Origin of the sequence: Pseudomonas sp. RIT-PI-a (assembly GCF_001187875.1) — a bacterium.
GTDB classification, from domain to species: domain Bacteria; phylum Pseudomonadota; class Gammaproteobacteria; order Pseudomonadales; family Pseudomonadaceae; genus Aquipseudomonas; species Aquipseudomonas coleopterorum.
Genome location: NZ_LGIR01000015.1, coordinates 71,277 through 97,689, shown reverse-complemented (window position 1 = coordinate 97,689; position 26,413 = coordinate 71,277). Strand labels below are relative to the sequence as shown.

General features: G+C 63.2%; 23 protein-coding genes. 19 read left to right on the top strand and 4 right to left on the bottom strand.

Annotated elements, in window-relative coordinates:
• Positions 1-4: 4 nt before the first annotated feature.
• Positions 5-796 (top strand): zinc-dependent peptidase, encoded by a 792-nt coding sequence (locus tag AC788_RS11975; RefSeq protein ID WP_049860824.1) that lies wholly within the window; start codon positions 5-7, stop codon positions 794-796.
• A 271-nt stretch (positions 797-1,067) separates the two neighbouring features.
• Positions 1,068-1,595, top strand: coding sequence for an inorganic diphosphatase (ppa, locus tag AC788_RS11970; RefSeq protein WP_049860823.1), 528 nt, complete (start codon positions 1,068-1,070; stop codon positions 1,593-1,595).
• Between the two features lie 368 nt (positions 1,596-1,963).
• Here the strand turns inward: ppa and AC788_RS11965 are convergent, their stop codons facing one another.
• The gene (locus AC788_RS11965; RefSeq protein WP_049860822.1) at positions 1,964-2,749 is read right to left on the bottom strand and encodes an aldolase; all 786 of its coding nucleotides are present in this window, start codon (positions 2,747-2,749) and stop codon (positions 1,964-1,966) included.
• Positions 2,750-2,979: 230 nt separating this feature from the next.
• On the opposite strand from AC788_RS11965, the gene AC788_RS11960 reads away from it, so the two are divergent.
• Complete coding sequence (locus tag AC788_RS11960) at positions 2,980-4,302, top strand: aspartate aminotransferase family protein (RefSeq protein WP_049860821.1); 1,323 nt, start codon at positions 2,980-2,982, stop codon at positions 4,300-4,302.
• A 77-nt stretch (positions 4,303-4,379) separates the two neighbouring features.
• Here the strand turns inward: AC788_RS11960 and pdxR are convergent, their stop codons facing one another.
• Positions 4,380-5,876 carry a MocR-like pyridoxine biosynthesis transcription factor PdxR gene (gene pdxR / locus AC788_RS11955; protein ID WP_049860820.1) on the bottom strand — a complete coding sequence of 499 codons (1,497 nt, stop codon included), beginning with the start codon at positions 5,874-5,876 and terminating at the stop codon, positions 4,380-4,382.
• A gap of 287 nt (positions 5,877-6,163) precedes the next feature.
• Here pdxR and AC788_RS11950 point away from each other — a divergent pair, with 287 nt between their 5' ends.
• The 4 genes from AC788_RS11950 to AC788_RS11935 all read left to right on the top strand — a co-directional run bounded on the left by AC788_RS11950 (position 6,164) and on the right by AC788_RS11935 (position 9,311).
• Positions 6,164-7,057, top strand: a complete 894-nt coding sequence (locus AC788_RS11950; RefSeq protein ID WP_082223655.1) for a transporter substrate-binding domain-containing protein — start codon at positions 6,164-6,166, stop codon at positions 7,055-7,057.
• A gap of 171 nt (positions 7,058-7,228) precedes the next feature.
• On the top strand, positions 7,229-7,870 hold the full coding sequence (locus AC788_RS11945; protein WP_049860819.1) for an amino acid ABC transporter permease: 642 nt from the start codon (positions 7,229-7,231) through the stop codon (positions 7,868-7,870).
• 12 nt (positions 7,871-7,882) lie between these two features.
• The gene (locus AC788_RS11940; protein WP_049860818.1) at positions 7,883-8,545 is read left to right on the top strand and encodes an amino acid ABC transporter permease; all 663 of its coding nucleotides are present in this window, start codon (positions 7,883-7,885) and stop codon (positions 8,543-8,545) included.
• A complete protein-coding gene (locus AC788_RS11935; RefSeq protein ID WP_090360605.1) occupies positions 8,538-9,311 on the top strand; it encodes an amino acid ABC transporter ATP-binding protein in 774 nt (257 codons plus the stop codon). Before AC788_RS11940 ends, AC788_RS11935 begins: the two co-directional genes overlap by 8 nt.
• Before the next feature lie 12 nt (positions 9,312-9,323).
• Here AC788_RS11935 and AC788_RS11930 read toward each other — a convergent pair whose 3' ends face one another.
• Entirely contained in the window at positions 9,324-9,851 is a 528-nt protein-coding gene (locus AC788_RS11930) for a glyoxalase superfamily protein (protein ID WP_049860817.1), read from the bottom strand.
• 492 nt (positions 9,852-10,343) lie between these two features.
• Between AC788_RS11930 and AC788_RS11925 the strand changes: the two genes are divergently transcribed.
• The 6 genes from AC788_RS11925 to cysC are packed head-to-tail and all read left to right on the top strand — an operon-like array spanning position 10,344 to position 16,122.
• Entirely contained in the window at positions 10,344-11,021 is a 678-nt protein-coding gene (locus tag AC788_RS11925; protein WP_049860816.1) for a class I SAM-dependent DNA methyltransferase, read from the top strand.
• Positions 11,018-11,959: a 2-oxoglutarate and iron-dependent oxygenase domain-containing protein gene (locus tag AC788_RS21375; protein ID WP_082223654.1), complete on the top strand. Its 942-nt coding sequence runs from the start codon at positions 11,018-11,020 to the stop codon at positions 11,957-11,959. The genes AC788_RS11925 and AC788_RS21375 overlap by 4 nt, the downstream gene beginning before the upstream one ends.
• Before the next feature lie 19 nt (positions 11,960-11,978).
• The gene (locus AC788_RS11915) at positions 11,979-13,298 is read left to right on the top strand and encodes an NAD(P)-dependent oxidoreductase (RefSeq protein ID WP_049860815.1); all 1,320 of its coding nucleotides are present in this window, start codon (positions 11,979-11,981) and stop codon (positions 13,296-13,298) included.
• The gene (locus tag AC788_RS11910) at positions 13,295-14,398 is read left to right on the top strand and encodes a mandelate racemase/muconate lactonizing enzyme family protein (protein WP_049860814.1); all 1,104 of its coding nucleotides are present in this window, start codon (positions 13,295-13,297) and stop codon (positions 14,396-14,398) included. The genes AC788_RS11915 and AC788_RS11910 overlap by 4 nt, the downstream gene beginning before the upstream one ends.
• Positions 14,391-15,545, top strand: coding sequence for an aromatic ring-hydroxylating oxygenase subunit alpha (locus AC788_RS11905; RefSeq protein WP_082223653.1), 1,155 nt, complete (start codon positions 14,391-14,393; stop codon positions 15,543-15,545). The genes AC788_RS11910 and AC788_RS11905 overlap by 8 nt, the downstream gene beginning before the upstream one ends.
• Positions 15,538-16,122 carry an adenylyl-sulfate kinase gene (cysC, locus tag AC788_RS11900; RefSeq protein ID WP_049860813.1) on the top strand — a complete coding sequence of 195 codons (585 nt, stop codon included), beginning with the start codon at positions 15,538-15,540 and terminating at the stop codon, positions 16,120-16,122. Before AC788_RS11905 ends, cysC begins: the two co-directional genes overlap by 8 nt.
• 4 nt (positions 16,123-16,126) lie before the next feature.
• Here the strand turns inward: cysC and AC788_RS11895 are convergent, their stop codons facing one another.
• Positions 16,127-17,065: a LysR substrate-binding domain-containing protein gene (locus AC788_RS11895; RefSeq protein WP_082223652.1), complete on the bottom strand. Its 939-nt coding sequence runs from the start codon at positions 17,063-17,065 to the stop codon at positions 16,127-16,129.
• Positions 17,066-17,127: 62 nt separating this feature from the next.
• Between AC788_RS11895 and AC788_RS11890 the strand changes: the two genes are divergently transcribed.
• The 6 genes from AC788_RS11890 to dxs all read left to right on the top strand — a co-directional run bounded on the left by AC788_RS11890 (position 17,128) and on the right by dxs (position 26,391).
• Entirely contained in the window at positions 17,128-18,075 is a 948-nt protein-coding gene (locus AC788_RS11890) for a DMT family transporter (protein WP_236690512.1), read from the top strand.
• A 14-nt stretch (positions 18,076-18,089) separates the two neighbouring features.
• Positions 18,090-22,181 carry an SDR family oxidoreductase gene (locus AC788_RS11885; protein WP_049860810.1) on the top strand — a complete coding sequence of 1,364 codons (4,092 nt, stop codon included), beginning with the start codon at positions 18,090-18,092 and terminating at the stop codon, positions 22,179-22,181.
• Positions 22,178-23,215: an NAD(P)-dependent alcohol dehydrogenase gene (locus tag AC788_RS11880; RefSeq protein ID WP_049860809.1), complete on the top strand. Its 1,038-nt coding sequence runs from the start codon at positions 22,178-22,180 to the stop codon at positions 23,213-23,215. Before AC788_RS11885 ends, AC788_RS11880 begins: the two co-directional genes overlap by 4 nt.
• An 80-nt stretch (positions 23,216-23,295) precedes the next feature.
• On the top strand, positions 23,296-23,538 hold the full coding sequence (locus AC788_RS11875) for an exodeoxyribonuclease VII small subunit (protein WP_049860808.1): 243 nt from the start codon (positions 23,296-23,298) through the stop codon (positions 23,536-23,538).
• Positions 23,535-24,422 carry a (2E,6E)-farnesyl diphosphate synthase gene (gene ispA / locus AC788_RS11870; protein WP_049860807.1) on the top strand — a complete coding sequence of 296 codons (888 nt, stop codon included), beginning with the start codon at positions 23,535-23,537 and terminating at the stop codon, positions 24,420-24,422. Before AC788_RS11875 ends, ispA begins: the two co-directional genes overlap by 4 nt.
• 70 nt (positions 24,423-24,492) lie before the next feature.
• Positions 24,493-26,391, top strand: a complete 1,899-nt coding sequence (gene dxs, locus AC788_RS11865) for a 1-deoxy-D-xylulose-5-phosphate synthase (RefSeq protein WP_049860806.1) — start codon at positions 24,493-24,495, stop codon at positions 26,389-26,391.
• Positions 26,392-26,413: the final 22 nt, after the last annotated feature.

Below are 26,413 nucleotides of genomic sequence, written 5' to 3'. Positions count from 1 at the left end.
AATCATGTGGTCGTACAAGGCCTGGCGGCGCCAGCGGATTCTGGACCGCCACCGTGTCGATGAAGCACTGTGGCAAACGGTGCGTGAAGACCTGCCGATTCTCGATGGCCTCGATGCACAGCAGGACCAGCACCTGCGCGAGGCCTGCGTGCTGTTCCTGCAGGACAAGGCTCTGACGTGTCTGCCCGGTGTCGAACTCGACGATCGCGCCCGCCTTCACCTTGCGGCACAGGCGCAGTTACCGTTGCTGCAATTGGGCGATCTGGACTGGTATCAGGGCTTTCACGAAATCGTCCTGTACGCCGACGATTTCGTCAGCCCGCAGCGTTACCGCGATCCCAGCGGCGTGGAGCACCAGTGGGACGGCGAGCACAGTGGCGAGGCCTGGCAACAGGGGCCGGTCATCCTTGCCTGGTCGGGGGTGATGACCAGCGGTGGCTGGGACGGCTACAACCTGGTCATCCACGAACTGGCGCACAAGCTCGACATGCTCAACGGCGACGCCAACGGCCTGCCACCGCTGCACGGCGACATGCGTGTGAGCGACTGGGCCAGCGCCATGCAGCACGCCTACGACGACCTCAATCGCCAGCTCGATGCCGATCCGGATGCGGAAACGGCCATCGACCCCTATGCGGCGGAAAACCCGGCGGAGTTCTTCGCCGTCACCAGCGAGTATTTCTTCGCCGCGCCGGATTTGCTGCACGAGGCCTATCTGCAGGTCTACGAGCAGTTGCGCCTGTTCTATCGCCAGGATCCGCTCGAACGGCTCGCGGCCCTCCCCCGACCTGCATAACGCCCGGACGCGGCTTGCGCCGCTGCTACAGGGGACCGCGTTCATCCGTACCGCGTCGGTCGTCGACAGCCAATCCCATTCCCCAACGCCACGTTTAATGGCAAACCCATTCCCTGTAGCAGCGGCGCAAGCCGCGTCGGCAGGCGCTGCACACGACCGGGGCCGGACCGCGGCGCGTGTGGCATGCGGTCCTACAATGTGCCTATAATCGCGCCCACATTTTCGGCCTGCACGGCCTTCAGACTGGCCCAAACCACGGGGGCAACGCCCAATGAGCTACAGCAAGATTCCGGCTGGCAAAGACCTGCCGAACGACATCTACGTCGCCATCGAGATTCCGGCCAACCACGCGCCGATCAAATACGAAATCGACAAGGACAGCGACACCCTGTTCGTCGATCGTTTCATGGCCACGCCGATGTTCTACCCGGCCAACTACGGCTTCATCCCCAACACTCTGGCCGATGACGGCGACCCCCTCGACGTGCTGGTCGTCACCCCTTACCCGGTTGCGCCAGGCTCGGTCATCCGCGCCCGTCCGGTCGGCATCCTGCACATGACCGACGACGGCGGCGGCGACGCCAAGGTCATCGCCGTACCGCACGACAAGCTGTCGCAGCTGTATGTGGACGTCAAGGAATACACCGATCTGCCGCCGCTGCTGCTGGAACAGATCAAGCACTTCTTCGAGAACTACAAGGATCTCGAAAAAGGCAAATGGGTGAAGATCGAAGGCTGGGGCGACGCAGACGCTGCCCGCGCCGAAATCACCAAGTCGGTCGCCGCGTACAAAGGCTGATCCGTCGCTGTACCGAAAACCCCGGCCAAGGCCGGGGTTTTTCATGGGCGCGGTGAAGGCATTTGGCCTTGAGGGGAAAAAGAGATTTGCACAGGCACCCGCCCGTGCGTATTCTTTGGCCCTCACCAGCTCAGGCTGGTCAACAGTTTGCAGGCGGTTGCGGCTTACCAAAAGTAAGGCAAGATCGTCGACGAGAAGCCGGCCATAAGCCGGCTTTTTAATGGCTGCAAGAAACTGCGCAGCGCCTGTTTCGCGGCCACAGACCGCTCCTACGAAACACCGTACACTCCTGTAGGAGCGGTCATCGGCCGCGAAAGCGTCCTTCGGGTCGCCATCGAGTCCAGCCTCTTCATGATAACTCGCTGCATCTACAGGTCGTAGCCGCTGCCCGCCAGACCGCGCTTGACACTTTCCAGATGCAGACGCGCGCTTTCGGCGTTGCCGACCAGCATCTGCCGGCACGCGGCGCTGGCGATGGCGTGGGGTACGGGCTTGAGCGGACGGCCGCTGGCCATGGCCTTGAGTTGCACTTCGGCGGCCCGTTCCAAGTAGTACAGGTCATCCCACGCTTCGGCGATGCTGGGGCCGAGCACCAGCGGGCCGTGATTCTTGAGCATGACGATATCCGCCTCACCGGCCGCGCGCGAAATGCGCTCGCCCTCGGCATCGTCCAGGGCCAGGCCGTTGTAGTGCTCGTCCACCACCATCCGCTCATAGAACTTCAACGCTGTTTGCCCGGCCCACACGAAGGGGTCGCCTTCGAGCATGCACAGCGCCGTGGCGTTGGGCATATGGGTATGGAACGCGGCGGTGGCACGCGGGTTGAGGCGATGCAGTTGGGCGTGGATGAAAAACGCCGTCGCCTCCGGCTGGCCTTCACCGGCCAGGACCCGCCCCTGAAAATCGCAGATCAGCAACGAGGACGCGGTGACTTCGGCGAACGCCAGACCGAACGGGTTGACCAGAAACAACTGCGGATGGCCGGGCAGCACAAAGGAAAAGTGGTTGCAGATCCCCTCGGCCATACCCAGTTTCGCCGCCATGCGAAAACAGGCCGCCAAGTCGATGCGCGCCTGACGGATCTCGGGGCTGTCGAGACTGGCCGTACGCGTCATAGGGCTGACAGCGGGGTGGATATCGAAACTATGAGCCATGGTCACGGGTCCTGAAAATGCTGGAGAGAGACTGCCAAGCGTAGCCAAAACCAGCCGCGGGCCAAGGGACAGTTACGCGGTTTGCCTGGGCCAGTCGAACTGCCTGACCCACTGTTTCAGCCCATCTGGCCCTACGGACGCGGCCCTGTTTGTTCCTATCGTGAGCCACCGCCGTGCGCTCACGGCCCCGCCACCAGCCTTGGCTGACTACGATCCTGCAGAGGTAGCCCATGAGCACGCCCGTTTCCAACGACTACGTGTACGCCCTGGACCGCGAATTCGTGTTCCATTCCTGGTCGACCCAGGGCGCGCTGAACCCGCTGGTGATCGCCGGTGGCCAGGGCTGCACGCTGTGGGACTACGAGGGGCGCGAGTATCTGGACTTCAGCAGTCAGTTGGTCAACACCAACATTGGCCATCAGCATCCGAAAGTCATCGCGGCCATCGTCGAGCAGGCCAGCAGCCTGGTCACGGTGGCCCCAGCCACGGCCAACCTGATGCGCGGTGGGGCGGCCAAGCGCACCCTGGCGCGGGCGCCGAGCCACTTCAGCAAAGTGTTTTTCACCAATGCCGGCGCGGACGCCAACGAGAACGCCATGCGCATGGCGCGGCTGTTCACCGGGCGCGACAAGATTCTTTCCGCTTACCGCTCCTACCATGGCAGCACCGGCGCGGCCATCGTCGCCACGGGCGATCCACGGCGAGTGCCCAATGAATTCGCCCGCGGCCATGTGCATTTCTTCAATCCGTACCTGTTTCGCACCGAGTTTCATGCCACCAACGAGCAGGAAGAATGTGAACGCGCACTGCAGTACCTGCGCCGGGTCATCGAATGCGAAGGCCCGGCTGCCATTGCGGCCATCCTGCTGGAAAGCGTACCCGGCACGGCCGGCATCCTGGTGCCGCCCAAGGGCTACCTGGCCGGCGTGCGCGCGCTGGCCGACGAGTACGGCATTCTGGTGATTCTCGATGAAGTGATGGCCGGTTTCGGGCGCACCGGCAGCTGGCTGGCACTGGACCATTTCGACATCGTGCCGGACCTGATCTGCTTCGCCAAAGGGGTCAACTCCGGCTACGTGCCCGCCGGCGGGGTGATGATTTCCAAACCCATTGCCGAGTATTTCGATGACCATTTCTTCCCCGGCGGCCTGACCTATTCCGGGCATCCGCTGGCCATGGCGGCCATTGTGGCGACGCTGGATGTGATGGCCGAGGAAGGCATCGTCGACAACGCCCGGCAGATCGGCCATGAAGTGCTGGGGCCTGGCTTGCGGGCGCTGGCGGCGAAGTACCCGTTGATCGGCGAGGCCCGCGGGATCGGCCTGTTCTGGGCGCTGGAGTTCATCAGCGACAGAAAGCTCAAGACGCCGCTGGCCGCTCCGGTGATGGGCCAGATGAAAGCGGCGTTTCAGGCGCGCGGATTGCTGACGTTCATCGTCGAGAACCGCTTGCACGTGGTGCCGCCGTGCATCGTCAATGCCGCCCAGGTGGAGGAAGCGCTGGGGATTTTCGATGAGGTGATCGGTGAGTTTTCGGGCAGGTATATGCGGTGAATGGGCTGGGCTCTTCGCGGGCAGAGAGCTCGCCGCCCGCGAAGAGGCCAGCACAAGCACCACAAGACTCAAGCTCCTCACACACCCTCCAGCACCCCGGCCAACTGCTCTATCCCTGGCCGGATCTTGTCGGCGTCGATGGCATGAAACCCCAGCCGCATGAAATTCCCGGGCGGTGCGGGCTTGAAGAAGAACTGCGCTCCGGATTCGATCAGAATGCTCTTCTGCGCCGCCGCCCACGCCAGTTTCTGGGTATCCACGCCGGCCGGTGCCTTGAGCCAGAATGCGCTGGAACTATCGCTGCCCAGGTGCTGGCAACTGCTCAGACATCGGCTCACAGCGTCCTGCATCGAGGCACGTCGCCGCCCATGCTCCTCGCGAAAGCGGCGCAGGTGGGCATCGTAGTGACCTTGAGCGAGAAACTCGGCCAGCATGCGCTGGTTGTTCAACGGCGGGTGCCGGTACATCAAGCGGCGCAGGGCCCGCAGCTCGCTGATCAGTTCGGCATCGGCCACCATGTAACCCAGGCGCAGCCCCGGTGAAAAGGCTTTCGACAAGCTGCTCAGGTAGATCACCCGTCCACTGCTGTCGCTGGCCTTGAGCGCGGGCTGCGGATGATGGTCCAGGTTGAGCTCGGCGTCGTAGTCGTCCTCGATGAGGATCTGGTCGTGCTGGCGAATATGCTGCAGCAAACGGGTCCGTCGTGCGGCACTCATGGCGATGCCGGTGGGCACCTGATGGCCCGGCGTCACATAGAGGTAGTCACAGTCGTCCAGGCGAGCATCCACCACCAGCCCTTCAGCGTCGATGTCCTGCTTGTGCACGTGAGCGCCTTGCAATTCGAAGATGCTCAGGGCATCGCGAAAACCGGGGTTCTCGATGGCCACCTTGACGCCATGCGTCATCAGCAATGTAGCCAGCAGGTACAGCGCGTTCTGCGAGCCCAGGGTCAGGAGGATTTCGTCAGAGCTGGCCCAGATGCCCCGCTTGGGCAGCACGCGGGTGCGCAGCTGTTCGATGAGCATCTGATCGTCGCGGTCGAAACGATCGCACAACCAGCCTTGATCGCGTTCGCTGCGCAGGGTATTGCGCGACACTTCACGCCAGCGTTCCAACGGGAACAAGTCCCGTATGGGCTGCCCGTAGATGAACGGGTAGCTGAAGCCACTCCAGTCACCGGGCCGCAGGACGCCGTGCTTCAAACTGGGGAGCATCTTCAGGCGCCCGGCCCAATCCGGAGCGCGCTCCGCATCGCAGGTATCGCTGTAGCCGACCGGACGGTGACGACTGAACGATGGCCAGGCGTTGCGCGCATCGCCGCCGCAGTAGTCGGCATGCAGGTAGTAACCACTGCGAGGGCGGCTCACCAGATAGCCGTTATCCAGCAGGCTCTCGTACACCAGTGCCACGGTATTGCGCGAGATGCTCAATTGCTGGGACAGCTTGCGGCACGACGGCAAGGGCTCATCGGGTGGAAACCCTCCGCCCAGAATCGCCGACACCAGAGACTCGCGCAGTTGCTCCTGCAAGCCGCGCTGCTGGTCGAAATCCAGGTAAAACACGTGATCGATCATGCTCTCGCTCCGCGATGGCCCGCCGCGGATTGATCCGCGTCGAAGCGCTTTCACCTGTCCTGGACCCGCCCGGTTCCCAGGGCGAGCCAACCTGTTGGCACCCATGCCGATCGATGGACTTTGCAAATAGCGCGCCATGCTTTTTTGCGCACGCAACTGGCCAGTCGAATGTGCCCAACTGCCCCTATCGCTGTGCGCAGACGCCTCACTAAGGTTGAGGCCATGCCACTGAACGCCTTCGTTCAGCGAAACGATCAGGCCTATTTCAACCCTCGGGAGCAGCATCCATGAAGCAACCCCGCAAGCGTTCGATGACCGGCACATCCCTGGGCCTGCTGCGCACGTTGAGCCTGGCCACGCTGGTACTCTCGGCCTCGTTCGGCGCCCATGCCGACCTCGCCGAGGTGAAGAGCAAAGGTTTCCTGAGTGTCGCCACCGAGGATGACTACGCACCGTTCAACTACATCGTCGATGGCAAACCCGAAGGCTTTCACAAGGAGCTGCTGGAGGACCTCAAGGCCTACGCCAAAACCCAGAACATCGATGTCAAGCAAGACATCCTGCCCTGGACCGGGCTGCTTGCGTCGGTTTCTTCCGGCCAGTACGACGTGGCCTTCACCGGCGCCCTGGTCACCGATGAACGTCTGCGCGTGTTCAACTTCGCCCCGCCTTTCGCGTCCGCCCAGCACTTCTACGTCAAGCGTGCCGATGACAAGCGCCTCAGCGATATCGCCAGCCTGTGCGGCAAGACCGTCGGCGTGCAGGCCGGCAGCGCACTGCTGGCACGCCTGCCCGAGCTCAAGAAAATGATGAAGGACAAGGGTTGCGAGATGGGCAAGGTGGTGGAGTATCCGTCGTACCCGGAAATCTACGCCGATTTGGCCAACGGTCGCCTGGACTACGCCGTGAACGCGCTGATCTCGGTGAACGACCTGATCAAGACCCGCGGCGACACCTTCGCCAAGGGCATTGCCGTGTCGGGCGCCGGCTTCGCCGCCTGGCCCGTGCCGAAGAACAGCCCGGAGCTGCTCACGTTCCTCAGCGGCTTCATGGACCAGATCCGCGCCAACGGGCGTCTGGCCGCGTTGCAGACCAAGTGGTTCGGCGAAGCCTTCCCGGACATGCCCAAGGAGCCGATCACCAACGTCGAGCAGTTCCACACGTTGGCGGGGATGAAGTGATCGCCTGAATGATCGGGTTGTACCGGTCTGGCCTCTTCGCGGGCAGATGGCTCGCCGCCCGCCCCGCTCCCACAGGTCTACGCGGCTTATCACTCATCCCTGTGGGAGCGGGCTCTGCCCGCGAAGAGGCCGGAACATACAACGCAAAACCCCCAGCCAAGGATGCCTGCCATGAACACACACGCCTGGCTACTCTTGCTCGAAGGCGCCTGGACCACCCTGTGGCTATGCGGCATCGCCATCGGCATCGGTGTCGTCCTGGGTCTGGTCATCGCCCTGATCCGCCTGGCCAAGGTCCCGTTCGTCGAGCAATTGCTGGTGCTCTATATCAGCCTGGCCAGGGCCACACCGCTGGTGACCCTGGTGCTGTTCCTGTTCCTCTCGGCGCCGGTGTTCGGCATCAACATGAACCGCAACACGGCCGCCATCGTCGCCATGACCCTGAACACCGCCGCGTTCAATGCGGAAATCTGGCGTGCCGCCTTCCTCAGTTTCTCCCGCGACCAGCGCGAGGCCGCGCTGGCCTGCGGCATGACCGGTGGGGTGTTCTTTCGCCGCATCATGTTGCCGCAAATGATCACCACCAGCCTGCCCGGCCTGGTCAACGAGATGTCGTTTCTGATCAAGGGCAGCCCGGCCGTGGCCGTGATCGGCATCGTCGACCTGACCCGCGTCACCAACCGCATCTCGGCGGTGACCTACGATCCGCTGCCGCCCATCCTCGCCGCCGCCGTGCTGTACATGCTGATCATCGGCGTACTGCTCAAGCTGCAAGGGCTGGCGGAACGAAAAGCCAATCGGCTGGCCATGTGAGGAATCATCGACATGACTGAATGGACCATTCTGTGGGAGGCACGGACGCTGTTCCTCGATGGCCTGCTGGCCACTCTGGGGCTGTTCGCGCTATCGATCCTCTGCGCCTTCGTACTGGGCTGCGCCTGGGTGTTCCTGCTCGAGGAGCGCAACCGGCTGTCCATAGTCGTGCGCGGTTGGATCAACCTGATGCGCACCCTGCCGTTCCTGATTCTCGCTTACCTGCTGTATTACGGCCTACCGGAACTGGGTCTGCGCATGAGCGCCTGGACCGCCGGCCTGCTGGCACTGGTGATCTACCATGCAGCGTATTTCGCCGAGATCCTGCGCGGCAGCCGCCTGGTATTGCCCGAGGGTTACATCGAAGCCGCCAAGGCGCACGGTTTCACCCCGCTGCGTCTGTACCTGCACATCACCCTGCCGCAACTGCTGATCAAGACCCGTCCCCTGCTGGGCAACCAGTTGATCATTGCGCTGAAGGACACCGCTTTTCTGACCATCATCACCGTGCAGGAACTCACTGCCGCCGCCAACTCGGTGCAGTCCACCTATTTCATCCCGACCCAGGCGTTCGTGGTGGTGATCGTGATGTATTGGCTGATCAGCATCTGCCTGGAGCTGGCGCTCAAGCGCGCCGGCCGTTTCGGCGCCAGAAGAGGATTCGACCATGTCTGAACCCAGCATCGCCATCCCGGCGGTCAGTATCCGCAAGCTGTCCAAGAGTTTCGACGGCGTCGAGGTGTTGCGCGACATCGACCTGGTGGTGAACAAGGGCGAAGTGGTCAGCGTGCTGGGCTCCTCGGGCTCCGGCAAGTCGACCATGCTGCGCTGCATCAACTGGCTGGAGGAGCCGGATCGGGGCAGCATCCACATCGCTGGCCAGCGCATCGGCATCAATGAGCAGACCCGCCGCAAGATGACCAGCAAAGAGCTGGCCACGCTGCGCGCCCGCACCGGCATGGTGTTTCAGGGCTTCAACCTGTGGCCGCACCTGAGCGTGATCCAGAACGTCATGGAGTCACCGATCTACGTCAAGCGCATGCCCAAGGACCAAGCGCGTGCCATCGCCGTGGAACTGCTGGAAAAGGTCGGCCTGGCCGACAAGCACGAGGCCTACCCCTACACGCTGTCCGGTGGCCAGAAGCAACGGGTGGCCATTGCCCGAGCGCTGGCCATGAGCCCGGAGGTGATCCTGTTCGACGAGCCCACTTCGGCACTCGATCCCGAGCGGGTCGGCGAGGTGTTGCAGGTGATGAAGAACCTGTCCAGCGAGGGCTACACCATGATCGTGGTCACCCACGAAATGGAGTTCGCCCGCGCCGTGTCCGATCAAGTGGTGTTTCTGGACAAGGGCCGGATCATCGAAAAAGCCCCACCGTCGAAGTTCTTCAGCAACCCTGATACCGAACGGGTGCGCAAGTTTCTCGAAATCACGGCCTAGATCAGGCCGCTGTCACCCTTCGCAGAAGCGAATCCGGTTGCCGAACGGGTCATACACTTCCAATACCCTTCCCCACCCCTGATCGACGATCTGCGGGCGCCCATAGCCATAACGCTTGGCCAGCAGTTCGTCGCGCAACGCTTCCACACCCTGCATCGGCACGAACACGGTCGAGCCTGGCGAGCTATCGCCATGATGTTCGGATAGATGCAGGTGCAGAGCTCCGCGCACGACGCCCAGGTACAGCGGCAGGTCGGCCTCGAAACGATGCTCGAACTCGACCTCGAAGCCCAGAAAGTCCAGGTAGAACTCGCGGGCCTTGGGTTCGTCGAAAATCCGCAGGATGGGGATGGCCCGGTCGAAGCCGATGATCGAAGAAGCGATCGGCGCCAGGCTGGCTGATGCGGTGTTCCAGTCCTTGTGCCCCAGTTGCCGGGCGACCATTTCCAAAGCGCTGGAATGGGACACTTCATGACCCTGCGCCTGCAGCCCAACGCGCAACGTCCTGGCCATCTGCTTGGCTTGCTCGATAGAAAACATGACAACTCCCGAGTCGATGCATGCTGGTGCTCGCGTTGCCAGACCTCGACGATCAAGAGAGGTATGAGGGCGTTGCTCGAAGATGCTTTCACCTTTCCTTGCGGAGCGAGCGGCGGGCAGCATGGGCCGTCGCAGAGCCTAGCGCAAAACAGGACGATGGTCATCCCGAAAAGTGCCGTGAATCCTGCTCTGTGAGCCACGATTAAATTGACGGCGTGCCCGGCGAAAAAATCATGGATCGGGCATTGGCGATTGCGCGTGATCGTGCGTCGTAAAGGATCTTACAGTCCCGACAAGGCGTGTTTCCGGGGGGCGGCGGTACGCTGCCTTGATCGACGCGCGTGCAACACCGTGCCAGCCCAGGAGCCCCGTCTGCGGCTGTAAATTTTCTTTCGAATCAAGGCCATTTCAGCTCGATTGACCCTGTCTGGCGGCGCTGCTAACTCTTACGACAGCCAACCCGCCCAACAGTTTTCCTTCGAGATTCGAATCATGGATGCAGCCACCACCGTCATACCTTCGGCTCTTGCGCCGAAGACTTCGAGCACCCGTTCGATTGCTGATGCGCTGTCGCACCACAGCACTCACCATCTGGAGCGTTACTACGATCACTGGGCTCGTCACTACGATGCCGATGTCGAAGCCGAAGCCTATTGCGGCCCAACCATGGTGGTCGATCTGCTCGACGCCGTGGCGCAGTGCCCCGCTGTCCGCCACGTCAGCAGTGTTCTCGATGCCTGCTGCGGTACCGGCCTGGTCGGGCGTACGCTGCATGAACGCGGCTATCGCCAGATCAGCGGGTGTGACCTGTCCAAACCCATGATCGACCAGGCCCAAGCTACCCAGGCCTATCAGCATCTGTACAGCCAGATAGATCTGACCCAGCCGCTGCCGCCCGATATGCTCCGCCGCTTCGATGCGGTTGTGTGCTGCGGTGCCTTTATTCCTGGGCATCTGCCGGCCTCCGCGCTGCGTGGCCTGATCGGCATGACGCAATCGGGTGGCGTGGTGGTGGTGAGCATTCGCGAGGCCTATTACGACACCGCCGGCTTCGAGCCACTGCTGCAGGCACTCGAGGATGAGCAGGGGGTGAGCGTACTGCAAGGGCAGATGTCGGCCCGCTACCTGCAGAACGCCAAAGCCCACTACCTGGCCTTGCACGTCGCATGAACGGCGCTCATGACACACCGGTACTGCCGGTCATTTCCCTTGCGCAACTGGCCGCATGCGAACCGCAGTCTGTTGCCCAGCTGCACGATGCATGCGTGCACGACGGCTTTTTCTATCTGGTCGAATATGGCCTCTCGGCCGTGCTGATCGAGCGATACCTGAACGCCGCCCAGGCCTTTTTCGCGCTACCCGAGTCGGTCAAGCAGCGTTTCGGTCATGATCAGCAGCCCGGCTACCCGCCCACTGCACGCGGCTACGTCGGTGCATACGGCGAAACCCTGCACCCGGATGCCGGCCCGGACAACAAGCAGCATCTGGACTGGGGCATCGACCGGCCCGGATGCGCGCCCTTCAGTGGCCCCAGCGTACTGCCCGACGAGCATGTGGCTCCTGGCCTCAACGCCAGCGCCTATGCCTTGCAGGGCGAGGTCATGGAACACCTGTTCCCGAACCTGCGCCGTGCGATCGCCACCGCGCTGACCCTGCCTGCGCACGCCTTCGATGCACATTTTCGCCGGCCAACCCTGATCCAGCGCGCCTCGTATTACCCGGCCAGGTCGGGAACGGCCGGAAAGCACACCGACAACGGCTTTCTTACCGTGCTGATCCAGCAACCCCTGCCGCAGCCGTCACTGCGCGTCCATACCCGCGGCCAGTGGCGCGACGTGCCGTGCCTGGAAGACGCCGTGCTGGTCAATCTGGGTGATCTGCTGCAACGCTGGACCCATGGACGTCTGGTCAGTACCGCTCACCAAGTCCTGCATCGTCAGCCCAGCGCTCGGGTGTCTCTGGCTTTTTTCATCTACCCGGACATCGACGCGATCATCACGCCCATCGACGACGGGCCAAGCTTTTCCACGGCCGAAGTCATGCTGGACAACTTCGACTCGATCTGGGTACGCAAACAGGGCGCTGGAAGGGCCCGCCAACTGGTTTGAACATTCAAGGAATCGCTCGATGACCCTTTCCATTGGCTTTATCGGTGCCGGCAACATGGGGCGCCCGTTCGTGACTGCACTGCTGAAAAAAGGCTTCATCGTGACTGTCCACGATCATGATCCCAGCTGCGAACGCTGGGTTTGCGGTCAAGGCGCGCAGTGGGCATCGACCCCTGCGGCAGCGGCCGTGGGCAACGCCATCCTGATCACCTGCCTGCCACTGCCCAGCCATGTGCGCGAAACCATGATCGGCAACAATGGCGCACTCACCGCCCTGGCCAGCGGTGCAGTATGGATCGACACCTCGACCACCGATTACCACAACACCCTGGACATCGCCCGAATGGCCGTGCTGCGCGGCGTCATGAGCCTGGAGGCCCCCGTGAGCAACCTCTCGCACATGGGCGTGGACTTCAACAACGTCTGCTTCTATGTCGGCGGTGAGAAAAAGGCCTATGACATTGCCCGTCCGGCACTGGACGCGATGGGTCAACACCGCTTCCACGTGGGTGCCATCGGCCATGGTCAGTCGGTCAAGTTACTGACCAACCTGCTGTTCTACTGCGCGACCCTGGCGTGGGGCGAGTTGCTGCTGGTAGCCCAGAACCAGGGACTGGACCTGCATTGGTTATGGAATGTGGCGAAGCATTCGCAAGCCAACTGCTTCGTCGTCGACCAGGTCACGCCAATGCTCCTGGACGGCAGTTACGATCACTCCTGCACCTTGGAAATCACCGTCAAGGACATGGCCCTGACGGTGGCTCTGGCCGACGAGCTCGGCGTTGACCTGCCACTGGGTCGGCTGATCGAGGCGCGCTATCGCCAGGCCGGCGGTCGTTACCCGGCCCACGCCAACCACCTCAAGGTGGTGGCATTGATGGAAGCCGAAAACCAGCGTCGCCTGTTGATCGACGGTTTCACCGCACCCTCGCCTTATGGCGCCGACCGAACCTATCGCCATCCCGACACTTTCGTGATCGACGCACGCGGCCGACGCAAGCCCAGCCTGCCGGAGCACTTTGGCTATACGCTCACCCATCCTGCATGCGGCCACTACGCCCAGTGCCTACTGGAAGTCATGGCCTGGACCAACCACACCATCCTGCAGGAAGCATTGCAACTGGGGGACGCCATGGGCCTGGAGCCATCGCTGCTCGAGCAGGTGGTCAGCCACAGTTGTGGCGCCAGCTGGGTGGATGATCAACGTGACAGCTATGTACCTCATGTGGCACTGCTGCACGATTTCCCAAGGCTGATGGAATCGTTGCATCTGCCCATTCTGCAAGCCCTGGCGCTCGACACTGTGCTCGCCCCCCAGCCTGCGAGGCAGGCATCATGAAAATCAGCCGCCTGCGCATCTACCAAGTGGACCTGCCTCTGGACAAGCCCTACGCACTGTCCGGCGGACGTCTGCACTACAGCGCGCTGGACAGTACCATCGTGGTGATCGAGACGGACCAAGGCTTGTCCGGGATCGGCGAAAGCTGTCCGTGGGGCTCGTCCTACCTGCCGGCCTTCGCCCGCGGCGTGCGCGCCGGACTGGCCGAACTGGCGCCTCATCTGCTGGGCTGCAACCCGCTGAACCTGAATGCGATCAATCAGGTCATGGACCTGGCATTGCCAGGCCACCCCTACGTCAAGACCGCCGTGGACATGGCTTGCTGGGACATTCTGGGGCGCTACTGCAACCTGCCAGTGCACACGCTCCTCGGCGGACGCCTGAACACCGAATTGACCCTGCAAAGCAGCATCCCCACCTCAACGCCCCGGCAGATGGTTGTCGACATGCACCAAGCGCATGCCGAAGGCTACCGGACCCATTCGTGCAAGGTCGGATCGGGTGTGTCGGCCGACCTTTCACGGATCCAGAGCCTGTTGGCCGATCGCGTGCGCGGAGACCACCTGACCTTCGACGCCAATCGCGCTTGGCTGCCGGCCCAGGCAATCGCGGTGATGAACGCCGTCAAGGACCCCGAGGTTCATTTCGAGCAGCCTTGCCAGACACTGGAACAGTGCCAGCATGTGCGCAGGCTGACGCACCAGCCGCTGATTCTGGACGAATGCATTCACGACGCCGGCGATCTGTACCGCGCCTGTGCCCGCCATACCGCCCAGGTCATCGGTTTGAAGATCGCCCGGGTCGGCGGGCTGACCAAGGCCCGGCATCTGCGCGACTACTGCATTGAGCGCGGCATCCAGATGAACATCGAAGACGTGGGCGGCAGCCAGATCGCCGACACTGCGGCCATGCACCTGGCCATCGCCACCCCCCATCAATACCTGCGCGCCAGCTGGAACGCCTGCCGCCATCACAGCATCGTCACCGCACATGGCGGCGTAAGCGTGACCCGCGGCATTGCGCGACTGGATGACAGCCCCGGCTTGGGCCTGACCTTGTGCCCGCAAACCCTGGGCGATGCGGTGGCCGTCCATGAATGAATATGGCGCAGAACACCTCTGTACGAGCCTCGACGTCGGTGCTTTTCATCCCGATGCCGAGCACGCCTACAACCTCCCCGGCGCTTTCTATTTCGACGCCGCACATTACGATCAGGAACTGCAGGCCATTTTCCATCGCACTTGGCAGTACGCCTGCCATGTTTCCGCGCTGGCGGTCGAAGGCAGCTTTATCGTCTGCGACATCGGCCAGCAGAGCGTACTGGTGGTGCATGGCCAGGACGGCCAGCTCAGGGCGTTCCACAACGTCTGCCAGCACCGCGCCCATCGCCTGCTCGAAGGCTGCGGGCAACTGCGTGGCGCAATCACCTGCCCCTACCATGCCTGGCGCTACGACCACGCAGGCAGCTTGCTCAGCGCTCGGCACAGCTGCGACGTGGCAGGTTTCGAACCTGGGCGTGCCCGCCTGGCCAGCGTGCGCCTGGAGGTGATGTGCGGGCTGGTCTTCTTCAATCTGGACCCCGACGCCGCACCATTGGCCAGCCAGCTCGCCGGGCTGGAGGCGCAACTGCGCAGCTTCTCGCCTGCGCCAGAGTCGCTCTACCACAGCTACAGCCATACCTATGCACTGCAGGCAAACTGGAAGGTCTCGGTGGAAAACTATTCAGAGTGCTATCACTGCCCCGGCTGTCATCCCAGCCTGTCGCAGCAGACACTGGACCTGAGCAGCTACCGTATCGATCTGCATCCGGGCTTCCATGCCCATCTGAGCGCCGACCAAGGCGAACGGCAAGGCTACGCGACCAACCCCGGCGCGCCGCGCACGGGCGAATTCGGTGCCTGGTACGTTTGGCCAAACCTGTGCATCGAGGTCTATCCGGGCGGGTACATGAACCTGTTGCATCACGTACCCACGGGACCGCAACGCTGTGAGCAGCGTGTGCAATGGTTCACCCAAGGCCCCCAGCCCGATCCCCAGGAGCAGGCCGTGATCGATTTCGTTGCGGTGGTCCGTGAAGAAGATCTGCCCCTGTGCGAGAGTGTCCAGAAAGGCCTGCACAGCCTGGGCTACTCTGGGGGACGGTTGATGGTGGATGCGCTGCGCAGCGGTTTCAGCGAACATGCCGTACACGATATCCAGAAGAGGGTACTGGCAGCACTTGCCGACCCTGGAGCACGCGATGCTTAGATCCCCCCACGGCACCTTTCGACTGCCACACCGGCGGCTGGCCAGCACGCGCCCCACGGTGCTGTGGCTGACCGGCATCCCCGCCGCTGGCAAGACCACCATCGCCCGGGCCACGCAAGTGGAGCTCGAAGAGTTGGGCTATGCCTGTGTAGTGCTCGACGGTGACGAATTGCGGCGTGGGCTCTGCCAAGACCTCGGCTTCAGCGATAGCGACCGCCTGGAGCACGTACGTCGAACCGCTGAAGTCGCGCGCCTGTTCTGCCTCCAGGGCTGCATCGTCCTGGCCGCGTTGATCTCGCCGCGCTCTGCACACCGGGCGCTGGCGCAGAAAATCATCGGCAGCGATGCCTTCGTCGAAGTCTTCGTCGATACCCCCCTGGCGCTCGCCGAAGCGCGGGATCCCAAAGGCCTGTATCGCCAGGCACGCGGCGGTGCCCTGAGCCATTTCACCGGCGTGAGCGCCGCTTACGAAGCGCCGCTGGCTCCCCAGGTCAGGCTGACGACCGCCAACATGAGTGCCACGTGCTGCGTGCAGTCGTTGCTTGGCTGCCTGTCGCTGCGCAACGCGGTGATGTGACCCCTCAGGCCGAGACCGACTCCACGCCGGGCTTGAACTCGAGCAAAAGCTGTTGCAGCCATTGCACCAACAGGCCGGCCGCCGGCGAGAGCGGATTGGCATGCCACTTGTAGACGCCCAGTGCGTCGGTCATCGCCAAGCGCTTGTCGAACAGGCGCACCAACCTGCCATCTTCAAGCATCTGCCGTGTCGTCATCCCCCAGCCCAGTGCCACGCCATGGCCTTCCAACGCCGCTTGCATCATGACCGGAAAACTGTTGAAGCCCATCCCCTTGCGACCCACCCGAAACGGCGCACCGACATATTCCAGCCACTGGTCCCAGCCCACGAAATCTTGCCTGCTCGGCTCGTAGTGCAGCAGGCGGCAGTTGGGCAACTCTTCAAGGGTCAACCGCCGGCAGATGCTATCGAAGTAGGCAGGGCTGCAGACCGGGAAGACTTCATCAGGTGCGCTGAACAGCAGGACGTGATCGGCACTGGCACGGCCCAGGGTCTGGACCGCCACATCGAAGCGCTCGCGCTCGTCACCGATAGCAGCCAATGTCGAATGCAGGCGTAATTCGATCTGCGGATGCTTCTGATGAAAGCCTGCCAGCGCGGGCATGAACAGGTAGAACGCTTCGACCAATTGCGACGACAGCACCACGACCCGTGCCGACGACTGATGCTGACGCAGCTCTTCGGTCCGCTGGGCAATATCCCGCAAGGCGGCGGCAACCGTCTGGCGATAGCTTTCACCGGCGTCGGTAAGAAAAACGCCACGGCTCTTGCGATCGAACAACTGCACACCCAGGTTCTCTTCGAGCGAACGAATCTGGCGGCTGATGGCGGTCTGGGTAAGGTGCAACTCGTCCGCCGCACGGGAGAAACTCTGTAGCCTGGCGGCTGCTTCGAATGGGATGAGACTTGAAAGTGGCGGTAATTTACGCCGGAGGTTTTCCATAACCTGAAGTTGCCCTGGCCGAATAAATGGTCGTTACAGACCATGTCACCTTTTAGGGCATCATGCAAAGACTCACCGCCTGGACTCACCACGGCATGGAACAGCGACGGCACCTCAACGATACACGCGCAGGTGCGGGGCTGATCACCGGTTCGGTATTCCTGGTCGCGACATCCGATGCATTGATCAAGCTGGGCAGCGCCCAGTTCACGGTATGGCAGCTGTACGTCATTCGTTCCACGATCGCCATTGCCCTGCTCCTGCTGTGGCTGTGCCTGTCGCAGCGCAGCACCACGGGGCTTCAACTGACATGGGATCGCTGGACACTGCTGCGCAGTGCGGCCCTCACGCTGATGTGGATCGCCTTCTACGCTGCACTGCCGCATGTGAGTCTGAGCCTGGCCGCGCTGGCGCTCTATACCGCGCCGCTGTTCATTGCCCTGCTGTCGGCAAAGGTGCTGCGCGAGCAGGTAAATCCACGTCGCTGGATGGCCATTGCTTTGGGTTTCCTTGGCGTACTGCTGATCCTGCGGCCAACGGCTGAACATTTTTCCGCCATGTCGCTGTTGCCGGTGCTGGCAGCCTTGCTTTACGCCGTGGCGGCTGTAGTGACGCGCACTCGATGCGCCAGCCACTGCGCGTTGTCGCTGGCGCTCAATCTCAACCTCTGCCTGTGCCTGGTCGGGGCACTGGTGTTGCTGGGCCATCGGTTGCAGAGCCCATCATCGGAGCCTGTGCACGAAGGTTTCCTGGCGCCGCATTGGGTATCGCTGGGGCCTGCGCAGTGGGGATTGCTGAGTGTACTTGCGGTACTGATGGTGCTGATGAGCGTGGGCGTTGCCAAGGCCTATCAGTTAGGCCCGAGCACGATCGTGGGCACGTTCGATTACAGCTACCTGCTGTTTGCGATGTTCTGGGGCTTTGCCCTGTTCAATGAAGTCCCCGACGCCATCATGATCGTGGGCATGGGCCTGATTGCCGCATCCGGGGTCTGGGTGCTGCGTGGTTGACCAAGGAGCTGGACATGTTGATGCGACCGCTGCGAGTGATCATCTGGGCCGTGTCCAGAAGTCGCTCTACTGCACTTGAACGCTGCGTGATGGAACACCCCGCCGTGCACGTACTTCACGAACGACTGAGCGAGCCGTTCCTGATGCAGCACTGGCCTGAAAAATACCGCAACGTACTCGACACCCACCGCAAGACCGGCAACCGGGACCTGGTGCCCACCTATGGCCAGGCTCTGGACGCGCTGGCCCTGGCGCCATTGCCCGAAGGGAAGTCGGTGTTGTTGAGCAAGGAAATCGCCTGGTTCTGCGACTTTGCCCAGATCAGCGACGACTGGCTGCAGCAGTTCAAGCATGTGTTTCTGGTCCGCGAGCCGGAGGCGGTCATGCGCTCACTGTATCGCGTCGGCACTCAGGGCGAGGACACGTGGTTCGATGCCGAGGAGTCGGGATTCGAGGAACTGCTGGCGCTGTACCGGCGCGTGCACCGAGTGTGCCCGGCCCAGAGTCTGCTGGCCCTGGAAAGCGATCAGGACTTGATGCACGACAGCGCCAGCGGCTTGAGCACGTTGTGCGACTTTCTGGGCGTACCGTTCAACCCGACCATGCTGCAATGGGAAGCACAAACGGTACCTGCCTGGCAGTTTTTCAAGGGCTGGCACGAAGAGGCGCAACGCTCGACCGGTTTTGCACCCGTGCACCACCCTGAGCAAGCCTACCCCGCCGTGGTCGACGAAACCGCCGCCAACGCCCAGCCGACGTATCGATTCTTCGCCCTGCTAGCCGGCCTGCAGCGACCTGCCAGTACCGCCGGGACGCTCAGCAATCTGCACCGCGCACCTTCGGCGAATCTGGATATCGTCCTGCTGCACAGCGGGCTGCACAGCGGCAGCGAGGACCTAGGTCACCTGCTCTGGGCCATGGCCCAGTTCCCCAGGGTGGACTGCCATGCCCTGGATACCTCGGCACTCACCTGGGCCAAGACCGACGCGCCGGCCCCACTGCATGAACTGCTCGGCCAGCCGCTGTTGTTGGTGTGCCGGGAAGCGGACATCGCAGCGCAGCGGCCGTCCATCGACAAGCTGATGGCGCAAGCCTGCGTGATCGGGCTGCTGACCGAAACCGGCTTCCATTTGCTGGATGCACAAGGCCGAACCGGCCCCTCGCCACTGACAGCGCCTCAGGCCTGCACCTTGCAACTGCAACGCTTGCGCGAACGCAGTCTCGATGACTGGGGCACCTTCAACCATCACAACCTGAGCCCGGTAGCCGTGCCTGACTGGCTGGATACGTTCAATGCCTGCGTGGCCGCCGACCCGGATCACGTCGCCGTCAGCGATGGGCGCGACAGCCTGACCCTGCAGCAACTGCACGATCAGGCGCAGCGGTTGGCACAGGTGCTGCGAGCCCGCCTGGCGCCTGATGCCTGGGCGGTGTTGTTCAAGCGCAAGAACATCCACACGGCCGTGGCCATGACCGCCTGTGCCCTGGCCGGCCGCCGCTATCTCGAGGTGCCTGCCTGGTACAGCGCTCAACATTGCCATCAGTTGCTCGAGCGCCTGGGCGATTGCCTGGTGCTGTGCGACGCCGATGGCGCGCGACAGCTGGATGCCACGCAGCCCCATTTGCTGGAAAGCCAATTCGCCCGCCAGGTACCTGCCGACTGTCCGTCATGGGCACCCGCTCGTTCGGCCATCGCCTACGGCCTGCTGACCTCGGGCACCAGCGGCCCTGCCAAGGTGGCGTTGATGCCACCGTCTGCCGTGCTTGATTCCCTGGGCTTGTGGCAGAGCTATCTGCAGCCTGGGCAACGAGTAGGCTTCAATGCCTGGCTGACCAGCTACCTGTATTACCCGCTGCTCAGCCGGTGTACCACGGTGCTTATCGGCGATGAGGTGGTGCTGGACCCGATCCGACTGATGAACTTCATCGCCGACAACCATCTGCAGCAGATCATGATTACCCCATCGTTGTTGCAGGGCCTGGTCCGTGAAGAAGTTCGTTTCGTGGCCTGCTGCGCGGGCCTGGAAGTGCTCTGGAGCAGCGGGGAGAACCTGTCGGCGGCCTTGCGTTCACACGTGCAGGCATTACTGCCCGACTGTCACCTGATCGACCTGTACGGTTCCAACGAAGCCGGCGACGTTGCGCTCAAACACGATGACGGCAGCCTGCAATTGATCAGGGGTGTCGAAGCCCGGGTGCTTGACCGGGACGGGCAGGCGGTGCCCCACCGCGTCGCAGGTCACCTGCACCTGCGTACGCCAGGGATGTTCACTGGCTACCTCGGGCAGCCTGACGCTGCGCTGAACGGCCAGCTGTTCGACAGCGGCGATCGGGTGATCTGGCTGGGCAACGGCCGCCTGCGGTTGCTCGGGCGTGATAGCGCCCACCTCAAGATCCGCGGCTACAAGGTGCATCCGGAAAACGTCGAGCAGGTCTTGAACAGCCATCCGCTGGTGGCCCAAACCTATGTCGGCAGCCGTCACGAAGGCGCCGCCCGACAATTGCTGGCCTACGTCGTGCCTGCCAACCCCAAGCAACTGCCCACAGCCACTGCCCTGCGCGCCTGGGCTGCACTGAACCTGCCTTTCTTTGCGGTACCCAGCGCCTACTACGCGTTGGCCAGCCTGGACGCTGGCCGCAATCAGAAACGCGGGGCGTTGAGCGCAGCCTACCTGGGGCAAGCCGTTTCACTGCCTGAAGACCAAGTGCCGTTGACCGCCACCCAGGCACAGGTTTCCGCAGTTTGGCGCACCCTGCTGGGCGACGACATTCCGGCCTTGCACGAAGACGATGATTTCTTTGACCGCGGCGGCAGCCTGCAACTGAGCGAATTGCTGCTCGAACTCAACCAGCGTTTCGATGTACAGCTTTCCCTCTCCACACTGATCAAGGACACGCGACTGCAAGGCATGGCATTGGCCATTGATCGCGCCCAGGCCGGGTTGCCTGTGGCCTCGGTCCTGCGCGAAGTCGCTGTGGAGGCAGCGCGTTACGCGTTCAATCCTGGGCCGCAAAGCGGCGCACAGGTTCTCCACGCCTACCGAGCCAAACCACGCAAGCGCATCCTGCTGACCGGCGCGACGGGTTTTTTCGGCGCATTCATCCTGGCCACCCTGGCCCGTCAGCTCGAGGTCGAACAGGTGGTCTGCCTGGTCCGTGCCAGGGACCTGGCAGAAGCGCGGCAACGCTGCCTGGACAGCCTGCACCGCCATGGCCTGGTGCCAACCGGCGTGCCGCTGGACTGGCTGGGCAAGCTGCAGATCGAATGTGGCGGCCTCACCGCCACGCAACTGGGGCTGTCTGCAGATACTTATCAGAGCCTGGCGGCAACCGTCGATTGCGTTGTTCACGCAGGGGCCGAAGTCAATTGGGTCAAGCCCTATGCCAATCTGGTGCCGTGCAATGTCGAAGGCACCGCTCAGATCGTGCAACTGGCCCTCGATGGTGCGATGCCGCTGCTGCTGGTGTCCACTCTCGCCGGGGGCGGTAGCGCGCGAACTGGGTACGAAGAGAGCAAGCAGGTTGCCGAAGCCATGGCGCTGAACGCCGCACGCGAACATGGCCTGGCCGTTACCATCGTCCGTTGCGGCGACCTGGCGGCGCCCCTCGGGGTTGAGCACAGCACCGTCAACGACAGCGACTACGTGTGCCTGCTACTGGGCACGTGCATTTTACTTGGATGCTGGCCAGCCGACCTCGACGGCGGTATCGACCTGACACCCGTCGACGCCGCCGCGCAGGTCCTGGCGCAATTGGCGATCCAGCTACCCGCCGGCACACTGGGTCGAGCGTCCAACCTGTGCCATCCAAACGGAGCCCTGTCCTGGAAGGTCCTGTGTGGCTGGGTGGCCGACACCCTCGCACCGGGCAGCTTCGCCCCGCTACCCCTGGACCGCTGGCGACAGCGCCTGGACAGCGACACCCGCCAGCACCCGATCATCGCCAAGACCCGCTTGATCCTGCCGATGATTCTCGATGACCTGGCCGCCACACCGGCGCGCAACGAATTGGAATTCCCAGGGCCCTCGGCGCCTCGCCTCAACTCGGGATGGGCCGCACGGCTGACTCGACAACTGCTCCACAGCCTCGAGCAGGCCCGTCCATGAACGGACGCCTGGTCACCGCGTGGGCGGCCGCTCAATCCAAGCGCGAACTGATGACGCTCAGCTACCGCAGCCCGCCCTTGAGGCCGATGGATGTGGAAATCCAGGTCACTCACTGCGGCCTGTGCAGCAGTGACCTGCACCTGATCGATGGCCACTGGGGCGATGCGAGTGTCTACCCACAGGTGTGCGGGCACGAAGTGATTGGCCACGTCAGTGCCTTGGGTGAAAACGTCGCAGGCCTGAGCCTTGGCCAACGGGTCGGCGTTGGCTGGTACCGCAGCGCCTGCCTGGGCTGTGAATTCTGCCTTCGGGGGGAAGAGCAGCATTGCCCCTGCCTGATCGCCACCTGCACCCATGGCGAACGCGGTGGGCTGGCCGACTACATGCACTGCGACAGCCGCTTCGTATTCCCCATCCCTACCACGCTGAGCAGCGAACACGCCGCGCCTCTGCTGTGCGCAGGCGTCACCGTGTACACGGCGCTCAGACGCGCCACGTGGCCCGGCATGGCGGTCGGCATCGTCGGCATTGGTGGCTTGGGCCATCTCGCTGTCCAGTTCGCAGCCAAGCGCGGCTGTCGCGTCACTGCGCTGTCCAGCAGCCCGCACAAGGAACGCGATGCCCGGACCTTGGGTGCCAATCGTTTCGTCGACCTGAGCAATCCTGTCGAGTGCAAACAGGTGCGCAACGCCCTGGACTACATTCTGGTGACCAGCTCGGTCACCTGCGACTGGACGGCCATCGTCGACATGCTCCGGCCCTTCGGCACGTTGTGTTTCGCCGGCATGCCGCCACCGGTGACCTTCGATATCGCCTCCATGATGTACAAGACCTTGAGCATTACCACCGCCAATGTCGGTGGGCGTCAGGATATTCTGGACACCCTGGACTTCGCGGCGACGCGCGAAGTAAGACCGTGGGTGCAGTCGTGGCCGATGGAAGACGTCAATCAGGCCATACGGCAGTTGCGCAACGGACGGGTGCGCTACCGCGCCGTGGTGCACGTCGGCGACGTGCAGAGCCAGCCCCAGTAGCCGCGTTGCTCCCATTTGCCCCGCAGCCGCCTGTCTGATAACGTCGCCCGGTTTCAATCCTTCTCGCCGAGACCGCTGCCATGGCCCGCAAAAAAGCCTCCCTGGATTTCGAACAATCCCTTGCCGACCTGCAGACGCTGGTCGAACGCCTGGAGAACGGCGAGCTTTCGCTGGAAGACTCGCTCAGCGCTTTCGAGAACGGTATCCGCCTCACCCGTGACTGCCAGAGCGCGCTCGCCCAGGCCGAGCAGAAAGTCCAGGTGCTGCTGGAAAAGGACGGCGAACTCTCAGAAGAACCCTTCGACACGGAACAGCCTGAATGATCGCTGCCTACCAGGCTCTCTGCCAACAACGCGTGGATGGCGCGCTGCAAGGTTTGTTCATCCCCCCGTCGGCAGAGCTGACCCGGCTTTACCAGGCCATGCGCTACAGCGTCATGAACGGTGGCAAGCGGGTCCGTCCGCTGCTGGCCTACGCCGCGTGCGAAGCCTTGGGTGGCGACGCAAGCCAGGCCAATGGCGCGGCCTGCGCGGTCGAACTGATCCATGCCTACTCGCTGGTGCACGACGACCTGCCGGCCATGGACGATGACGATCTGCGCCGTGGCCAGCCGACCACCCACAAGGCGTTCGACGAAGCCTGCGCGATCCTTGCCGGTGATGGCCTGCAGAGCCTGGCTTTCACTGCCCTCCTCGACCCGAGCCTGAGCCCGCAAAGCGACGCTATCCGGCTGAGCATGGTCCAGGTGCTGGCCCAGGCCGCAGGCCCCGCCGGCATGGTCGGTGGCCAGGCCATCGACCTGGGCTCGGTGGGTCTGCAGCTCGACCGGCACGCCCTCGAATTCATGCACCGGCACAAGACCGGTGCCTTGATCGAGGCCAGCGTACGCCTCGGCGCGCTGGCCAGCGCGCGTGCCGAATCCGCGCAGCTCGAATCGCTGCAAGCCTATGCCCAAGCGGTAGGACTGGCCTTTCAGGTGCAGGACGACATCCTCGACGTCGAAAGCGATACCGCTACTCTGGGCAAGCGGCAAGGTGCCGACATCGCCTTGAACAAACCGACCTACCCGGCCCTGCTCGGTCTGGAAGCCGCCAAGGCCTACGCCCTGGATCTGCGCGATCAGGCCTTGCACGCGTTGCAGCCTTTCGATGCCGCGGCCGAGCCGCTGCGCGAGCTGGCACGTTACATTGTGACGCGACGCAACTGACGAGCGCGTGCGCAGCCGCCGCCGCATCAGGTAAACTGCTCCATTCTTAAAACTCATAACGATTCGCCTGATGCCCACGACGTTTCAAGAGATCCCCCGCGAACGCCCGGCGACGCCTCTGCTCGACCGTGCTGACACTCCTGCCGGCCTGCGCCGTCTGGGCGAAGCCGAGCTCGAAACACTGGCCGACGAACTGCGCCAGGAGCTGCTCTACACGGTCGGCCAGACCGGCGGGCATTTCGGTGCCGGTCTGGGCGTCATCGAGCTGACCATCGCCCTGCACTACGTCTTCGACACACCCGACGATCGTCTGGTCTGGGACGTCGGCCACCAGGCTTACCCGCACAAGATCCTTACAGGTCGCCGCGAACGCATGGCCAGCCTGCGTCAGAAGGACGGCATCGCCGCCTTCCCGCGACGCAGTGAAAGTGAATACGACACCTTTGGCGTCGGGCACTCCAGCACGTCCATCAGCGCCGCGCTGGGCATGGCCATCGGCGCACGCCTGCAGAACAGCGGGCGCAAAGCCATTGCCGTGATCGGCGATGGCGCCCTGACCGCAGGCATGGCTTTCGAAGCGCTCAACCATGCGCCGGAAGTCAACGCCGACATGCTGGTGATCCTCAACGACAACGACATGTCGATTTCGCGCAATGTCGGCGGCCTGTCCAACTACCTGGCCAAGATTCTTTCCAGCCGCACCTACACCAGCATGCGCGAGGGCAGCAAGAAGGTCCTGTCGCGCCTGCCCGGTGCGTGGGAAATCGCCCGCCGTACCGAGGAATACGCCAAGGGCATGCTGGTTCCCGGCACCCTGTTCGAAGAACTGGGCTGGAACTACATCGGCCCGATCGACGGCCATGACCTGCCGACACTCGTCGCCACCCTGCGTAACATGCGCGACCTCAAGGGTCCGCAGTTCCTGCATGTGGTCACCAAGAAGGGCAAGGGGTTCGCTCCGGCCGAGGTCGCCCCGATCGGCTCCCCCGCCACCACCAAGCCCGACCCGCTCGGCGCGCCGGGCGCCGCCCCCGCCAAGACCAGCGGGCCGAAGTACTCGGGCGTATTCGGGCAATGGCTGTGCGACATGGCAGAAGCCGATCCTCGCCTGGTCGGCATCACCCCGGCCATGAAGGAAGGTTCGGACCTGGTGGCGTTCAGCGAGCGCTTCCCCGAACGGTATTTTGACGTGGCCATTGCCGAGCAGCATGCGGTGACCTTGGCTGCCGGCATGGCCTGTGAGGGCACCAAGCCGGTAGTCGCGATCTACTCGACGTTCCTCCAGCGCGGTTACGATCAACTGATCCACGACGTGGCGGTGCAAACCCTCGACGTCCTGTTCGCCATCGACCGCGCCGGCCTGGTGGGCGAGGACGGCCCGACCCACGCCGGCAGCTACGACCTGTCGTACCTGCGCTGCATCCCCGGCATGCTGGTGATGACGCCCAGCGATGAAAACGAGCTGCGCCTGATGCTCAGCACCGGTCACCACTACCCAGGTCCGGCAGCCGTGCGCTACCCACGCGGCAACGGTCCGGGCGCGGCGATTCACCAAGGCCTGGACAGCATCGAGATCGGCAAGGGCGTGGTCCGTCGGCAAGGCCGTGGCATCGCCATTCTGGTGTTCGGCGTGCAGCTGGCCGATGCACTGAAGGTGGCGCAGAAGCTGGATGCCACCGTCGCCGACATGCGCTTCGTCAAACCGCTGGACGAGCAACTGGTGCGCGAACTGGCCGAGAGTCACGATCTGCTGGTCACGTTGGAAGAGAACGCCATCATGGGCGGTGCCGGTTCGGCGGTCAGCGAGTTCCTGGCCCGCGAAGGCGTGCTCAAGCCTGTATTGCACCTGGGCTTGCCGGACACCTACGTGGAACACGCCAAGCCGGCGCAGATGCTGGCCGAGTGCGGCCTGGATGCCGCCGGCATCGAAGCCGCCATCACCCTGCGTCAGCGTCTGTTGCAGCGCTGACGACATCGCAATGCAGGGCCGA

What these genes read in the sequence shown, in the direction of transcription:
- AC788_RS11880 (WP_049860809.1), top strand. Translation starts at nt 22,178, where the DNA reads ATGAACGGACGCCTGGTCACCGCGTGGGCGGCCGCTCAATCCAAGCGC.
- AC788_RS11925 (WP_049860816.1), top strand. Translation starts at nt 10,344, where the DNA reads ATGGATGCAGCCACCACCGTCATACCTTCGGCTCTTGCGCCGAAGACT.
- AC788_RS11885 (WP_049860810.1), top strand. Translation starts at nt 18,090, where the DNA reads ATGTTGATGCGACCGCTGCGAGTGATCATCTGGGCCGTGTCCAGAAGT.
- pdxR (WP_049860820.1), bottom strand. Translation starts at nt 5,876, where the DNA reads ATGATCGATCACGTGTTTTACCTGGATTTCGACCAGCAGCGCGGCTTG.
- AC788_RS11950 (WP_082223655.1), top strand. Translation starts at nt 6,164, where the DNA reads ATGAAGCAACCCCGCAAGCGTTCGATGACCGGCACATCCCTGGGCCTG.
- AC788_RS11930 (WP_049860817.1), bottom strand. Translation starts at nt 9,851, where the DNA reads ATGTTTTCTATCGAGCAAGCCAAGCAGATGGCCAGGACGTTGCGCGTT.
- ispA (WP_049860807.1), top strand. Translation starts at nt 23,535, where the DNA reads ATGATCGCTGCCTACCAGGCTCTCTGCCAACAACGCGTGGATGGCGCG.
- AC788_RS11965 (WP_049860822.1), bottom strand. Translation starts at nt 2,749, where the DNA reads ATGGCTCATAGTTTCGATATCCACCCCGCTGTCAGCCCTATGACGCGT.
- AC788_RS11895 (WP_082223652.1), bottom strand. Translation starts at nt 17,065, where the DNA reads ATGGAAAACCTCCGGCGTAAATTACCGCCACTTTCAAGTCTCATCCCA.
- AC788_RS11935 (WP_090360605.1), top strand. Translation starts at nt 8,538, where the DNA reads ATGTCTGAACCCAGCATCGCCATCCCGGCGGTCAGTATCCGCAAGCTG.
- AC788_RS11875 (WP_049860808.1), top strand. Translation starts at nt 23,296, where the DNA reads ATGGCCCGCAAAAAAGCCTCCCTGGATTTCGAACAATCCCTTGCCGAC.
- AC788_RS11890 (WP_236690512.1), top strand. Translation starts at nt 17,128, where the DNA reads ATGCAAAGACTCACCGCCTGGACTCACCACGGCATGGAACAGCGACGG.
- AC788_RS11960 (WP_049860821.1), top strand. Translation starts at nt 2,980, where the DNA reads ATGAGCACGCCCGTTTCCAACGACTACGTGTACGCCCTGGACCGCGAA.
- cysC (WP_049860813.1), top strand. Translation starts at nt 15,538, where the DNA reads ATGCTTAGATCCCCCCACGGCACCTTTCGACTGCCACACCGGCGGCTG.
- AC788_RS11975 (WP_049860824.1), top strand. Translation starts at nt 5, where the DNA reads ATGTGGTCGTACAAGGCCTGGCGGCGCCAGCGGATTCTGGACCGCCAC.
- AC788_RS11905 (WP_082223653.1), top strand. Translation starts at nt 14,391, where the DNA reads ATGAATGAATATGGCGCAGAACACCTCTGTACGAGCCTCGACGTCGGT.
- AC788_RS11945 (WP_049860819.1), top strand. Translation starts at nt 7,229, where the DNA reads ATGAACACACACGCCTGGCTACTCTTGCTCGAAGGCGCCTGGACCACC.
- ppa (WP_049860823.1), top strand. Translation starts at nt 1,068, where the DNA reads ATGAGCTACAGCAAGATTCCGGCTGGCAAAGACCTGCCGAACGACATC.
- AC788_RS21375 (WP_082223654.1), top strand. Translation starts at nt 11,018, where the DNA reads ATGAACGGCGCTCATGACACACCGGTACTGCCGGTCATTTCCCTTGCG.
- AC788_RS11910 (WP_049860814.1), top strand. Translation starts at nt 13,295, where the DNA reads ATGAAAATCAGCCGCCTGCGCATCTACCAAGTGGACCTGCCTCTGGAC.
- dxs (WP_049860806.1), top strand. Translation starts at nt 24,493, where the DNA reads ATGCCCACGACGTTTCAAGAGATCCCCCGCGAACGCCCGGCGACGCCT.
- AC788_RS11915 (WP_049860815.1), top strand. Translation starts at nt 11,979, where the DNA reads ATGACCCTTTCCATTGGCTTTATCGGTGCCGGCAACATGGGGCGCCCG.
- AC788_RS11940 (WP_049860818.1), top strand. Translation starts at nt 7,883, where the DNA reads ATGACTGAATGGACCATTCTGTGGGAGGCACGGACGCTGTTCCTCGAT.